Annotated in this window: 13 protein-coding genes and 1 pseudogene; 5 read left to right on the forward strand and 9 right to left on the reverse strand. The window is 32.0% G+C overall.

Features of this window, described 5'->3' with window-relative positions; genetic code table 11:
* The first annotated feature begins 11 nt into the window (after positions 1–11).
* Complete coding sequence (locus tag K7H06_RS03800) at positions 12–416, forward strand: hypothetical protein (protein ID WP_223038639.1); 405 nt, start codon at positions 12–14, stop codon at positions 414–416.
* A 129-nt stretch (positions 417–545) separates the two neighbouring features.
* Positions 546–950: pseudogene (locus K7H06_RS21170) on the forward strand (DUF255 domain-containing protein); the annotation flags it as partial.
* A 238-nt stretch (positions 951–1,188) separates the two neighbouring features.
* Here the strand turns inward: K7H06_RS21170 and K7H06_RS03815 are convergent.
* Positions 1,189–1,392, reverse strand: a complete 204-nt coding sequence (locus K7H06_RS03815; protein WP_223038641.1) for a hypothetical protein — start codon at positions 1,390–1,392, stop codon at positions 1,189–1,191.
* A gap of 316 nt (positions 1,393–1,708) precedes the next feature.
* Between K7H06_RS03815 and K7H06_RS03820 the strand changes: the two genes are divergently transcribed.
* Entirely contained in the window at positions 1,709–2,149 is a 441-nt protein-coding gene (locus K7H06_RS03820; protein ID WP_223038642.1) for a metal-dependent transcriptional regulator, read from the forward strand.
* A 30-nt stretch (positions 2,150–2,179) separates the two neighbouring features.
* Here the strand turns inward: K7H06_RS03820 and K7H06_RS21475 are convergent, their stop codons facing one another.
* The 4 genes from K7H06_RS21475 to K7H06_RS03840 all read right to left on the reverse strand — a co-directional run bounded on the left by K7H06_RS21475 (position 2,180) and on the right by K7H06_RS03840 (position 5,630).
* Positions 2,180–3,586, reverse strand: a complete 1,407-nt coding sequence (locus tag K7H06_RS21475) for a nucleoside recognition domain-containing protein (protein ID WP_425514934.1) — start codon at positions 3,584–3,586, stop codon at positions 2,180–2,182.
* Positions 3,573–4,364, reverse strand: a complete 792-nt coding sequence (locus K7H06_RS21480; protein WP_223038643.1) for a FeoB small GTPase domain-containing protein — start codon at positions 4,362–4,364, stop codon at positions 3,573–3,575. The genes K7H06_RS21475 and K7H06_RS21480 overlap by 14 nt, the downstream gene beginning before the upstream one ends.
* A 23-nt stretch (positions 4,365–4,387) precedes the next feature.
* The gene (locus tag K7H06_RS03835; RefSeq protein ID WP_223038644.1) at positions 4,388–4,624 is read right to left on the reverse strand and encodes a FeoA family protein; all 237 of its coding nucleotides are present in this window, start codon (positions 4,622–4,624) and stop codon (positions 4,388–4,390) included.
* 157 nt (positions 4,625–4,781) lie between these two features.
* Complete coding sequence (locus K7H06_RS03840) at positions 4,782–5,630, reverse strand: mechanosensitive ion channel family protein (RefSeq protein WP_223038645.1); 849 nt, start codon at positions 5,628–5,630, stop codon at positions 4,782–4,784.
* Between the two features lie 250 nt (positions 5,631–5,880).
* Here K7H06_RS03840 and K7H06_RS03845 point away from each other — a divergent pair, with 250 nt between their 5' ends.
* A complete protein-coding gene (locus K7H06_RS03845) occupies positions 5,881–7,092 on the forward strand; it encodes an ABC transporter substrate-binding protein (RefSeq protein WP_246637625.1) in 1,212 nt (403 codons plus the stop codon).
* Between the two features lie 32 nt (positions 7,093–7,124).
* Here the strand turns inward: K7H06_RS03845 and K7H06_RS03850 are convergent, their stop codons facing one another.
* The 4 genes from K7H06_RS03850 to K7H06_RS03865 form a co-directional block, all read right to left on the reverse strand.
* A complete protein-coding gene (locus tag K7H06_RS03850) occupies positions 7,125–9,059 on the reverse strand; it encodes a glutamine synthetase (RefSeq protein ID WP_223038646.1) in 1,935 nt (644 codons plus the stop codon).
* A 70-nt stretch (positions 9,060–9,129) separates the two neighbouring features.
* Positions 9,130–10,200 carry a sporulation integral membrane protein YtvI gene (gene ytvI, locus K7H06_RS03855; RefSeq protein WP_223038647.1) on the reverse strand — a complete coding sequence of 357 codons (1,071 nt, stop codon included), beginning with the start codon at positions 10,198–10,200 and terminating at the stop codon, positions 9,130–9,132.
* Positions 10,201–10,309: 109 nt separating this feature from the next.
* A complete protein-coding gene (locus K7H06_RS03860) occupies positions 10,310–11,590 on the reverse strand; it encodes a [Fe-Fe] hydrogenase large subunit C-terminal domain-containing protein (protein ID WP_223038648.1) in 1,281 nt (426 codons plus the stop codon).
* An 11-nt stretch (positions 11,591–11,601) separates the two neighbouring features.
* Positions 11,602–11,940: a hypothetical protein gene (locus tag K7H06_RS03865; protein WP_223038649.1), complete on the reverse strand. Its 339-nt coding sequence runs from the start codon at positions 11,938–11,940 to the stop codon at positions 11,602–11,604.
* 264 nt (positions 11,941–12,204) lie between these two features.
* Between K7H06_RS03865 and pepF the strand changes: the two genes are divergently transcribed.
* Positions 12,205–14,031 (forward strand): oligoendopeptidase F, encoded by a 1,827-nt coding sequence (gene pepF, locus K7H06_RS03870; protein WP_484795923.1) that lies wholly within the window; start codon positions 12,205–12,207, stop codon positions 14,029–14,031.
* The last annotated feature ends 130 nt before the right edge of the window (positions 14,032–14,161 follow it).

Below are 14,161 nucleotides of genomic sequence, written 5' to 3' on the forward strand. Positions count from 1 at the left end.
AGGAGTAAAATATGGAAATATTTGATGTAATAGGTGCGTTTTTAAATAACCCTAAAGAGATAGAGGCTGGGTTTAAGGAAGTTTTCGGTCTTAATAATAAATATCTGTTAGTAAAAGACAAAGAAGACAATTTGATATGTGTATCATATGAAGGGGATTATTGTAGAGCATTAGCGGAAGAATATTTAAAACGCCAAGGTTTAGATAAAACTTTAGTGAAATTTGAGACTAAATCAATTAAAAATAAGGATGAACAACTGAAAGAAATCATTAAATATAAAATAGTTGCATTAGATAAAGAACTTGTACTATACAAAGATGTTGAGAAAAAAGCTGAAGAATATGTTATTAAGGGTTATACTGGCAAGTTTCCTAAATATGGGACTAATGACTACACAACTGTTTCAAAAAAGTAAGTAGATATAAAAAGAATAATTTTATAATAAAAGCACTAGGAACAATTCCTAGTGTTTTTGCATTTAAGTGAATAGTAAGGGTTCCCTAGTGGCAAACTATACAAAAACAATAATAAGGAAGTTGATAATATGCCAGTGATTATGCAAAGAAAACCAAATAGGTTGGCAAATGAAAAGTCACCGTATCTTCTGCAGCATAAGATAAACCCGATAGATTGGTTTCCGTGGTGTGAGGAGGCTTTTTCTAAATCTAAAAGGGAGCATAAACCTATATTTCTAAGTATTGGTTATAGTTGTTGCCATTGATGTCATGTAATGGAAAGAGAAAGTTTTGAAGAGCAACAGCTTAGTGACATTCTTAATAAATACTTTGTTTCAATAAAAGTAGACCGAGAAGAAATACCTGATATTGATTCTATATACATGTCATTTTGTTAGGCTTTGATAGGAAGTGGAGGATGGCCTCTTACGATTATTATGATACCAGATAAAAAGCCATCCTATGGAGGCACCTATTTTCCTAAAACTAGTAAAACATATTTAGAAGTATATCAATTAACAAAAAAACCTACGATATAGAGAAATTGTAGATAAAATATTTACTTATGTTCTTCGAGATATGACTTCAAATATAGAAGGATCTTATTCTACTGAGGATGCAGATTCAGAAGGGATAGAAGGAAAATTTCGCTTGTAATATGCCAACTACAGATATAAAATATTTTATAAAGTACCTTGAAAGTGAAAAGTCCCTAAGCTAGGGACTTTTGTTTTAGGATTCTAGTTCATAGGTAAAAGGATAGACTTCTTCAGGGTTTTTACCTAATTTATGGGCAAAAGCTTCTGCGTCGATTTCTTCTATAACATGATTTTCTTTAAAAATTCTCACATTCCATACTTCACCATCATGGATTAAAAGTTCAGCAGGATATATTGTACCATCGTCTAATGTTACATTACCACGCTTCCAACTCATAAAAATCTCTCCTTTCATGAACCTAATTTTAGTATGTGTAAGGGTATGAAAATTATGATTGTAAATATAAGTTAAAAAGCAACAAAAAATTTGTGAACCATTTTTGTAAAACTGCATATGATAAAAGTAAAATGAGAATCTAAATAAAGGGGAGTAGTTCGCAAAGCTTTTGCTTTGAACACTGGTTGCGACATACTGGTGGAAACACCCGCTTCAGTGCAAGAATAATCTTGGAATGAGACCTTTATTTTAAGAATACTATTTTAGTGTTCTTAGAATAAAGGTCTTATTTACTTTACAAAAAGGAGGAAAACGGATGCTATCACCAAGTTTAGAAGATTATTTAGAAGAAATTTATCGATTATCCTTAATAAAAAGTGAAATAAGAGTTAGAGATATTGCAGAAAAGTTAAAGGTATCATCCCCATCTGTTGTAAAAGCTTTAAGAAAGCTACATAATGAAAGCTATATTCTGTATAAAAGATATGAAGGAATCTATCTAACACAAGAAGGGGAAAAACTAGGAAAGTTATTGGTGAAAAGAAATAGTGTGTTACAAGAATTTTTATCTGTAATAAATAGTCAATGTGACGTTGAAGCAGAAGCAGAAGCTATGGAGCATTATTTGAGCTCTCCTACTATTTTGTCTATAGAAAAATTAGTAGCATTCATGAAGAAGGATAGGGAAATTTTGAATAAATTTTTAAAATTTTGTGGAACGGAAGAAAAAAAACATTGGAGTGAAGAGCTTGAATAAAAAAAGAAACACAGATAGATGTGTTTCTTTTTATAAAAGTCCTATAAGTTTAGCTCCTTGGGTTATGATAAAACATGTGGCTATTGCAATAATTGTAGGCAGAATGGCTGCAAAAGCGGTCCATTTTGAGCTACCACATTCTTTTTTGATGGTCCAAAGGGTAGTGGCACAAGGGAAATGAAGAAGTGAAAAGATCATAACATTTAAAGCAGTAAGATAGGTCCAACCGTTAGCAATAAATAAATCTCCCATTGCTTGAATACTATCTAATTCAAGCATACTTCCTTTAGCCATATAACTCATGATTAAAATAGGTAGAACAATCTCATTTGCTGGTAAACCAAGGATGAAAGCCATTAAGATAAATCCATCCATACCAATAAGATGACCTAAGGGTTGTAAAAAGGTTGCCACATGTGTTAATATACTTTGATTTCCAATAAATACATTAGCTAAAATCCATGTAACAAGACCTGCTGGAGCAGCTACAACGATTGCACGACCTAATACAAATATGGTTCGATCGATTAAGGAACGATATAATATTTTTCCAAATTGAGGTCTTCTATAGGGAGGAAGCTCTAGCGTAAATGAAGATGGAACACCTCTTAATAGTGTTTTTGAAAGTCCCCATGAAACCAAAAGGGTCATAAAAATACCCAATAATACGAGTATACAAACAAAGAAGGTTGCTGCAATAGTACTATATCTGCTTGCTACAGCACCACCTACAAAAATAGTGGATATGGCAATCAATGTAGGAAAACGACCGTTGCAAGGTACAAAATTATTTGTCATCATGGCGATGAGTCTTTCTCTTGGAGAATCAATGATTCTACAAGCAATGATTCCTGCAGCGTTGCATCCAAATCCCATGCTCATTGTAAGAGATTGCTTTCCATGAGCACCTGATCTTTTAAACAATCGATCAAGATTAAAGGCAACACGAGGAAGATAGCCTAAATCTTCTAGTAGGGTAAAGCAGGGGAAGAATATGGCCATAGGAGGAAGCATAACAGAAATAACCCATGCTAAGGTTCGATATACACCTAATATAAGAATACCGTGAAGCCAAGTTGGAGCATTTACTTTCATAAATAAAGTGCTAAGGTGCGCTTCTATATTAAACAAGAAATCTGCCAAGAGTGCTGATGGCACATTAGCACCTGTTACGGTAATCCAAAATACCAAGCCTAATAACAAAAACATAATAGGATATCCTGTTATTTTAGAGGTAAGGATGTTATCTAATTTTTTATCCCAATCAAATCTTTTTTTATTACTTTTTGTAACAACTGTATTTGCAATTTCCTCTGCTTGAGAATAAATACTGCTAACCATCATATCTCTAAATTCATGATGATTTTCTTTAGAAATTTCATTTTGTAGAGAAACTAATACATTATATGGATTAGAAATTTTATTATTCATTGACATAGGTCACCTCCCTTTGTTTTTTTATACAACTCTCTGTATATAAAAATTGCTGTATAGAATCTAAAATAGTAGGGTCCCCTTCTAATATTTTTAAAGCTACCCATCTAGGATTCAATTGATCTTTTAATAATTCTTTCAATTTAGGAATAAGTTTTTCGATTTGCGCTTCAATTTCTTCTGAGTATAAGATTTTTTTAGGAGCAGTTTTTTCAAGGCCCATACCAATATGATAGATTTTATCCATTAGCTCAATTAATCCTTCACCACTTCTAGCAGATGTACTGACAACAGGAATACCTAAAGTTTTTTCTAAGATTTTCGTATCTATAAATATTCCTTTTCTTTTGGCTTCATCCATTAAGTTAATACAAAGAATTACGTTATTAGTAAGTTCCATAACTTGTAGTACGAGATTGAGGTTTCTTTCAAGACAGGTTGCATCTGTAACCACAACAGTAGCATCTGGTTTTCCAAAACAAATAAAATCTCTTGCCACTTGCTCTTCAACGGAATTGGCTAAAAGGGAATAAGTTCCTGGCAAATCTACAAGGACAAATTTTTTATTTTTGTATTTATAATTACCTCGAGCGTTTGTGACGGTTTTTCCAGGCCAATTGCCTGTATGTTGTTTAAGACCAGTTAAAGCATTAAATACTGTACTTTTTCCAACGTTTGGATTACCCGCTAAAGCAATGACTAATTCATCATCATTACCTACTCTTATATTAAATTTTTCTTTTAATAGGGCTTTGCCACAAGATTGACAGGTGAGTCCCATGTATTTCACTCCTTTTTATAAAATTAAACTGGTTTTACTAAAATAAGGGATGCTTCTTCTTTTCTTAAAGCAATGATGGCACCTCTTATGTTATATGCAGTAGGATCTCCTAAGGGGCTTTTTCTGATGACGGTTACAATTGTTCCTGGAACAAGACCCAAATCCAACATTCTCCTTCTTGATAAACCTGTTGTCAACAAATCTGAAACGCGACCAGAAGTTCCTATAGAAAGATGAGAGAGAGGAATCGCTGTTTTCATTTTTTACCTCCTATTTTTATTAGCCGAGGCTAAAAGCCGCAAAAAAATTTTTGAAATTAGCTTTGGTTAACAAATTTTCTGTTCACATTTACATAGTATGTAGGGGTGAAAAAAAGGTTACAAGATAAAATAAATAAAGACAGTACTATGACTGTCTTCATTCATCATCATGTAAAAAAAATCTTGGATAGGCAATGGATATATCATTTTCTTTAAAGATTTTTAAGATGTGTTCATAAATACGATTTCTTAAGAACCATTGAAAATGAGGATTGACTACGCCGATAATAATATATTTTGCTCCTCCTAATTTTCCATCTAATGATACAACTCCTAATAAACTAAACTCTGAATAATTAACATTACCAACTTTATACAATTTATCATCGTATTTTTCATTAATCGTTTCACAAATTTGATTTAAAGTTTGTTCTGCTAATGAATGATCTTCTTCAAAGGGAACGACGATTTCTACAATGACTCTTGCCTTTTCTTTATAATAATTTTTTAGGGTTTTGATTTCTCCGTTGGGGATATACACCTTTCTCATGGTCCATTCTCGTATAGCTGTAGAGCGAAGGCCAATTTCTTCTACTGTTCCAAAATAAGATTCATTAATACTGACATAGTCTCCAACCTTCATTTGCCTTTCGAATAAAATGAAAAAGCCGTTAATAATATCTTTGATAAGATTTTGAGCGCCAAGTCCTGCAATTAATGTAATAATACCAGCTCCTGTTATGATGGTAGCTTTTTTTATCAGTCCAAATTCACTTAAAATATTAAGGATGGCAAGGGTAAGAATAAAATAAGCAAATACAGAGTCAACGATACTTTTTATGGTCATTTCACGCTGTTCATTGAATTTAGTAATTTGAATAATCTTTGCTGTAAGAAACATGACCAATCGAATTAAACAAAAGGATATAAAAAGAATAAGGAGTGACGTAAAAAAAGGTTTAATATGATTTGGAAAATGAATATTTTTTATAAAGGATAAATCCATATGTTTAACCTCCACTATGAAAGTTCAAATTATATTTAGTATTGTCTACAATGAGGAGAGACACTATTCCTTATTTTAAAATTTATTTATAGGGGTAAAATATATTTGTTAAATATTGCTATTTAATCAATAATTGTGATAAAATACTAAAAAGTACAAATTTTCTAAATTTTAATCCGTTTACAAACATATAATGAGGGAGGGGGATTATTTAACCGCTGAAATGAAAAAATTCAAAGGGGGAGAAAAAATGATGAAGTTTGGTAAAAAACTAACTTTAATGATGGTGTTCATGCTAATGGTATCATTAGTAGTAGCAGGATGCGGACAAAAACCAGCAGAGACTTCAAATGAGCAAGCTGAAAATTCACCAACAGAGGCAGAAACCTCTCAAGAAGATGTGATTAAGATTGGTGTATTTGAGCCATTAACAGGAGCAAATGCAGCAGGTGGAGCTATAGAACTTGAAGGGGTAGAACTTGCCAATGAATTGTATCCAGAAGTATTAGGAAAAAAAGTTGAACTTGTGATTGTTGATAACAAATCGGATAAGGTAGAAGCTGCCAATGCTACAGCAAGATTGATTGAAAAAGAAAAGGTTAGTGCTATTATAGGAAGTTGGGGAAGTTCCTTTTCAATGGCTGCAGGAGATGCAGTTAGAAATTCACAGATTCCAGCAATCGGTGCTTCTTGTACAAATCCATTAGTTACATTAAACAATGATTACTATTTTAGAGCTTGCTTTATTGACCCATTCCAAGGAGCTGTTATGGCAAACTATGCATTTAATAAGCTAGGTGCCAAAAAAGCTGCTATTATTCAAGAAGTATCTTCAGATTATTCAGTAGGTCTTGCAAAATTTTTTACAGATGCATTTAAAAAGATTACGGATGATGAAAGTGCTATTGTAGGAAGTGCAAGTTATAATACAGGGGATCAGGATTTTACTGCTCAGCTTACAAATATAAAGCAATTAAAGCCAGATGTTATTTTTGCTCCTGGTAACTTTACAGAATCAGCACTTCTTATTAAACAAGCAAAACAGCTTGGAATGGATATACCAATTCTTGGTGGAGACACATGGGAAACTCAAGAGCTGATTGATATTGGTGGAGAGGATATTGAAGGAACTGTCATGTCAACATTCTTCACATCTGAAAAACCTATTACAGAAATGTCTAAAGTATTCTTAGATAAATATAGAGAAAAATACAATAAAGAACCAGCTTCTTGTACAGCTTTAGGATTTGATGCATATATTATGGTGATAGATGCTATTAAGAGAGCTGAATCTTCTGATCCAAAGGCTATAAGAGATGCTTTGGCTGAGACTAAGGATTTTGAAGGAGCAGCAGGAATCATTACCCTTGATGAGAATGGAGATGCTGTAAAGAGTGCGGTTATCAAAGTTGTAAAGGATGGCAAATTTACATATCTTGATACGGTTGAACCAATGAAATAATAGAAAAAAACCTCTATGAAATTCATAGAGGTTTATTTTAGTTCAAATAAGTTTCTTTTATAAATGGTATATAATTCGTTTAATTCATTCATTTTACTGCGCATTTCTAATTGAAGAGTAGAAACTGCTTTGTAATCTTTTGAATCAATAGCTTCTCTTATCTTTGTAAATAATGATTTTTTATTTAAGCTATCTTTCATCAAATAATATCTTAAATAATTGATTTTTTCCCAATTGACTACGTCTAAATCTGTTACGAAATCACTTTCATGTAACTTTTTATAACTTCTTACAATATCCATGTTTTCTGGGATGATTCGATTGTATAACTCAGTTGTCCATTGTGTTAAAGTAGCAACTTTGTAGGAATTGATGATTGCCTCATTAAAAATATTTCCTTGTAGTAAAACAGATTTCTTTTCAGAATGCTTATCGAAATTAGTTAAATTATCCCAAACAGTAGCAGGGGGTTTACTAAATAAAGTATTTCTCTCTTCTTCTGTGAAATCTTCGAATACATCTTCTTCACTTCTATAAGCTCTATCTTTTTCAAGATAGAAGGAATCTTCTCCAGCTTTTTTAGAAAGATCTATTGCCAGTTCTGAAGAAGTTTTATTGTTTTTTAAAACTGCTTCTATACCATCTAGCATTGCTTGATAAACAGAAGCAAAAACTAAGTAGGTGTTACTTGTAGGATTTGGAGATCTTAGTTCGAATCTTGTAGCCATTGGTTTTGCTATATCTCGTATAAGACCGACTAAAACAGTTCTATTACGTGAAAGGGACGAAGCCGAATGGCCAATAGAACATACGGTACAAATAGGTGCTTCAAAACCTGGTTTTAAACGGTTAAATCCATCATTAGTAGCAGTAACAAATGGATTGACTACTTCATAATTTTTAAGTAGTCCCATAAGGGCACCAAAACCAATAGGATTCATATAATCTTTTTTCATATCTTTTGGAGCAAAAAGATTTTTCATTTTTCCATTTTTTAGTTTTAAGGCGACACCAACATGATGATGTTCTCCATTTCCAGCAACTCCTTCAACAGGTTTTGCCATTAAAGTAACTTCTAGACCATTATTCATAAATGTATCTTTTACTACATCTTGTGCAATTAATTCATTATCAGCACATTGAAGTGCAGTACTGTATTTCCAATCTATTTCTAATTGTTCCATAATGTGATCGAAGTTTCCGTTTCCTGTAAGTCTTGCTTTTACCCCTCCAACTTCTTTATGACCCATTTCTGATTCAAGTCCATATTGATCAAGTGTTAAAAGAGCTTGTTCCATTGCTGTACGAACAGGACCTACAGTTCTTTTCCAATATTGTTCTTTTAATACTTGTGAAGTAGAAAGCTGCTCAATATCTGCTTTGTCATCTGGCGTTTTTACCCAAAACTCAAGTTCTGTTGCAGCAGTTAAAACCACTTCATCAATATCATCGATTGAGTTTATGCCTAAATCTTCTAAGACATAAGGATATTCTTTTAAAAGACTTAGTATTTGGTTTTTAAAATGTTTTACTGCATTTAATAAAATGGAACGAGAGTCAACTTTTACGTTGTTATGAATAAGGAAAGAAGGAATTCTAAGGGTTCCTACTGGAAGGTCAGTCTGTGCATCATAGTGATCAAAATTATAGTCAACGAACCAGTTCACTGATTTGTCAGGAATCAAATCAACTTGTGCATTGTTCAAAGTAGCAATTTCAGGTAGAACTACACTAGAACCGTCTGTTTGAACACCACAAGCTAAAAAGTTATCAATGTCATTTAGAAAAAGATCTACAGGAATTTTTTCATCCGTATCATTTCCACCTAAGTCAACACCTACTAGTGATACAAATTTGATTTCAGGATGTTTTTTTAATGTTGAAGTGATTGTTTCTGGAGAATGGTGTGAAGCAGGAAGAAGAAATAATAAATTACCGATTTTAGAAGATAAAGTATCTTTTGACATATTTTCACCCCTTATTGTAAATAGTTACTATATCGGATAATTATAGCATAAATAGAATTTTTGTAAAGAATCATTTGTTTTTCCATTTTGGGAAAAGTTCGACTTTTTGAAGGGTGATGAAGAAAATTAAAGAAATAGGTCCTAATATTAATCCTAAAATACCAAACAATTTTAATCCAATATACATAGACATAAGGGTTGCAAGAGGATAAAGACCTATTTGGCTACCCAAAATTTTTGGTTCTAGTAATTGTCTAATGAGGATAATAATACCGTAGAGTAGCGTTAAGCTAAAAGCATCTTTATAAGATTTCATCAATAATTTCCAAAGGATAAGGGGCACATACACACACCCTGTACCAAGGATTGGAAGAGCATCAATGATGCTAGCAAAAAATGCAATGAGTAAAGAATAGTCAATACCTATAGCTGTTAGACCTATTGTACTTTCAACGAAGGTGATCAACATTAAAATTAATTGGGCTTTTATATAGCCCATTAAGGCGAAAATTAAATTGTCTTTTAATAAGATACTCTTTGAAAGTGCATTTGTAGGAAGTTGAGCTTTAATAAATTTTTTTATTTTGTGTTTATCTCTAGCCATAAAAAATGTGGAGAGGATCGTTACCATTAAAAATGTAAAAAAGCTTGGAATAGCTGAAATAAAAGATAATAAGGATGAAATAAATTTCCCTATGAGAGAGGTTAAACTTTGAAATACACCATTAATCCCATTGATCATAGACTGGGCAATGTCAGGAGGTAATCCTATATATAGGTGTTCCATTTTTCTTACTAAATCGCTACTGTGAAGATATAATTTCTTTGGATATTGAGAAAGTTCCATAGATAGATTGGTTAATTGTACAATGATGATGCCGCCAATGAGAGCCATAACTAAACCAATGAATAAAACAAAAAAAGATACAATGAGCAAGGTAGATAGATTTCGAGAAAGTTTTAAAACCCTACTTAAAAAATGAATAGGTGGCTCAAGGATCGTGGCCATGATCCAGCTTAAAATAAAAGGTAAAACATAGAATATAAGGGTTGTAGAGATAAAATATAGGCCTAAAACGATGAAACATAGAATCAATATTCTCGTTACAATAGGAAGATATTTTTCAAAAGAATTATTCATATCAACACCTCTGAATAAGTGGATATATAATTATATGCTTGAAAAAAATTCATATCACAGGTGACAAGTTGTATTTTACATAAAAAAATAGGTGCATTTAAAATGACACCTACTTATCTTTGTTGAGATTCTCTTTTTTAAAAAGTAAATTTTTCACTTTATCTCTAAATAAAATCATACAGTCATCTAAATCTGAGTAGCCTAGAACGATATCTTCAGCAAGAGCTCTACAGGAAGGTGATCCGCAGGCGCCGCAGTCTAAATCTGGTAACATATCATAGACTTGATCGATTTGTTCCATTTTCTTCATGGCTTCCATAATATTATCATCTAATTTACGGACATTTTTTGGATGGATTTTTTCTTGTAACATAAAATCCTTAAGTGTTTTTTCTAAATGAATTTCTTTATTTTTCATATATTTTTGCGAAAGTTTTCTAATTCTATTTCTTGCGATAAATGGATTTTCTACAGTAAGACATCCTCCCACACAACCGTTGATGCAAGCTAGACATTCTACAAATTCGATGCCTTCTAATTTACCATTTTCAATTTCATCTAGTATTTTTATGACGTTTTCTATTCCATCTACACATAAATAGTTTTGTATACTTAAAGAATAGGTTTCCCCTCCAGCTCTAGCCCAACCTATAGCTTTTCCAGAATCATAAAAATCAGAGGCTTCATCTTGAAGGTCTTTTTTAAGATTTTTTTGAATGCAAGGATATACAGATTGTATAGAAATAACTCCATCCACATGGGAACTCGTATTCCCTAAAGGATTCTTAACGCTACTGATTTTTGCAGGACAAGGACTAATAAAGAAAATACCTATATCAGAAGGAGCAAGACCTGTTTTTTGAACGGATTTTTCCCTTGCAAGCATAGCTGCCACTTCCATAGGGGATTCAATAGGAACAATATGATCAATAAGACTTGGAAATCTAATTTGTATAAGTCTTACAACAACTGGACAAGATGATGAAATCAGTGGTAATTTAGAGGGGTTTTTTAATAATTCTCTTGTATAATTAGATACAATATCAGCTCCTCTAGATACTTCATAGACATCATCAAAGCCCAGTGCTTTTAATGCAGATAAAATTTTTATAGGTTCTGTATTTTCATCAAACTGACCTAATAAAGTAGGTGCAGGAAGTGCTACTTTATATTTAAAATGATGGATATTTTCTAAAGGATCAGAAATACTGTTTTTTGCATGTTGTGGGCAAATTCGAATGCATTCACCACAATCAATACATCTTTCCTTGATAATTCTGGCTTTTCCATTTTTTACGCGAATTGCTTCTGTAGGGCATTTTTTAATACAATTGGTACAACCGATACATTTATCTTCTTCTAATATAACAGAGTGGAAATGTTCAGTCATATAATCACCCCTTAATCACATAAACCATGACTGTATAATAAGCCACAGCATTTGTATAATTTATAATCTGTACCCAGTAAGATAACTCCAGTGTTAGATGCAAGTTCAATCATTTCTTTAGATGGTTTTTTGCCTCGAACAAAAACAATCGCTTTAATATCTAGGATTTCAGCTGTTCTTATTACATGTGTATTGATAAGTCCTGTAAGTAGAATGGTATGATCTTTAGAATTAATTAAAACTTCGCTTAATAAATCAGAGGCCCTACAGAATTCAATGGAAATATCTAAATCGAAAGGATCTGTATAAGTTTTGGCTGAAAGAATAGAAATAATTTCTGATAGTTTCAAGTCACCACCTCCAATAAGACTATTATACTATAGGTTGATAACTTATAAAATGCTTTGGGAATAAGTTTATTATTTAACAATAATATGGAATGATTTTTAGAATAAGTGAAAAGGAAGTAATCCTATTTTGGAAAAATATGATATTATAAGTATAATATAGGGTATATTATGAAATGATTTATTATATAGATAGCAAATAGAAGTATATATCTTAGAAGGATGGTGTATAGCTAGTTGATCTGGTCTTATAAATGAAAGGAGGATGTGGTTTTTCCACAAAATATTATGAATAAACCAAAACAAATTTCCAAAAGAAAAGAAATACCAGAAAAGTATAAATGGAAGCTAGAGAAGATGTATGAGCAGGATGAGCTTTGGGAAAAAGACATATTATATATAAAAGAAAAGGTCAAAGAAGTTGTAAAATATATTGGTAAATTAGGAGATTCGTCTCAAAATTTATTTGAATCATTGCAGCTACAGGATGAAATTTCATTAAAACTTGAGAATGTGTTTGTCTATGCAAGAATGAGAAAAGATGAAGATAATACAGTAAGCAAATACCAGGCTATGACAGATAAAGCCCAAGGATTAGCTGTAGAAGTACAAAGTACTTTATCTTTTATGATTCCTGAGATTACGAGTATTCCAGAGGAAAAAATAAGAACATTTTTAAATGAAAATGAAGATTTAAAAGTATATACTTTTTATTTAGAAGAAATTCTTCGACAAAAAGAACATATTCTATCCAAAGAAGAAGAACAAATTTTAGCTCAAATGGGTGAGTTAGCAGCTGCCCCACAAAGTATCTTTGGAATGATTAATAATGCAGATATAAAATTTCCTACCATTAAGGATGAAAATGGGGAAGAGATTGAAGTAACAAAAGGTAGATATGTAAAATTTTTAGAGAGCAGTGATCGAAGGGTACGAAAAGATGCTTTTAAAGCACTTTATAGTGCTTATGAAAAACAAAAAAATACCATTGGATCTACTCTAAATTATAGTGTCAAGAAAGATGCTTTTTATGCTAGGATAAGAAAATACCCATCTGCTCTTCATGCATCATTAGATACAGATCACATTCCTGTAGAGGTGTATGATCATTTAATTGAAGCTGTGGAAGAACACCTAGATACAATGTATAAATATGTGGCTCTTCGCAAAAAGGCATTAGGAGTAGAGAAGCTTCATATGTATGATTTATATACACCTATTGTAAAAGAAGTAGATATAAAAGTACCTTATGAAGAAGCAAAAGAAAAGGTCAAAGAAGGATTAAAGCCTTTAGGAGACGATTATATAGAAATTCTTGAAAAAGGATTTAATGAAGGCTGGATTGATGTATATGAAAATGAAGGGAAAACCAGTGGAGCCTATTCCTTTGGAACTTATACGAGTCCACCTTATGTACTGCTTAATCATCAGGATACGGTACATGATCTATTCACCATTGCCCATGAAATGGGGCATTCGCTTCATTCCTATTATTCTCATGAGAATCAGCCCTATGTATATGGTGGATATACTATTTTTGTTGCAGAGGTTGCATCAACTGTGAATGAAGCCTTACTTATGGAGCATTTACTTAAAAATAGTAAGGATCCTAATACAAAGATGTATCTGATGAACCATTATCTTGAACAGTTTAGAGGAACGGTTTACAGACAAACCATGTTTGCAAAATTTGAAAAAATCATCCATGAAAAGGCAGAAAAAGGGGAAGCTTTAACGCCAGAAGATCTTTGTGAAATATATATGGATTTAAATAAAAAGTATTATGGACCAGATGTAGTGATTGATGATGAAATCAAGATGGAATGGGCAAGAATTCCACACTTTTATAATGCCTATTATGTTTATAAGTATGCTACTGGATATTCTGCAGCCATTTCTTTATCACAAAAGATATTAAAAGAAGGAAAATCTGCTGTAGAGAATTATCTAAACTTCTTAAAGTCTGGAGGATCAGATTATCCAATCAATCTTTTAAAAGGAGCAGGGGTAGATATGACTACAACAGAGCCTATACATCATGCACTGAAGGTATTTGAAAAATTAGTTGATGAAATGGAAAATATGCTTTCATAAAAGGGATGCTACAAATGTAGTATCCTTTTTATCTTACAAGGGGTATGTCCTTTAAGATAAATGGTTAAAATGACTAAAAAACAGGATTGACTCGAATATTTAATTTTTTCTATGCTATTATTTTTTGTAT

Source organism: Crassaminicella profunda, from assembly GCF_019884785.1.
GTDB lineage: Bacteria > Bacillota > Clostridia > Peptostreptococcales > Thermotaleaceae > Crassaminicella > Crassaminicella profunda.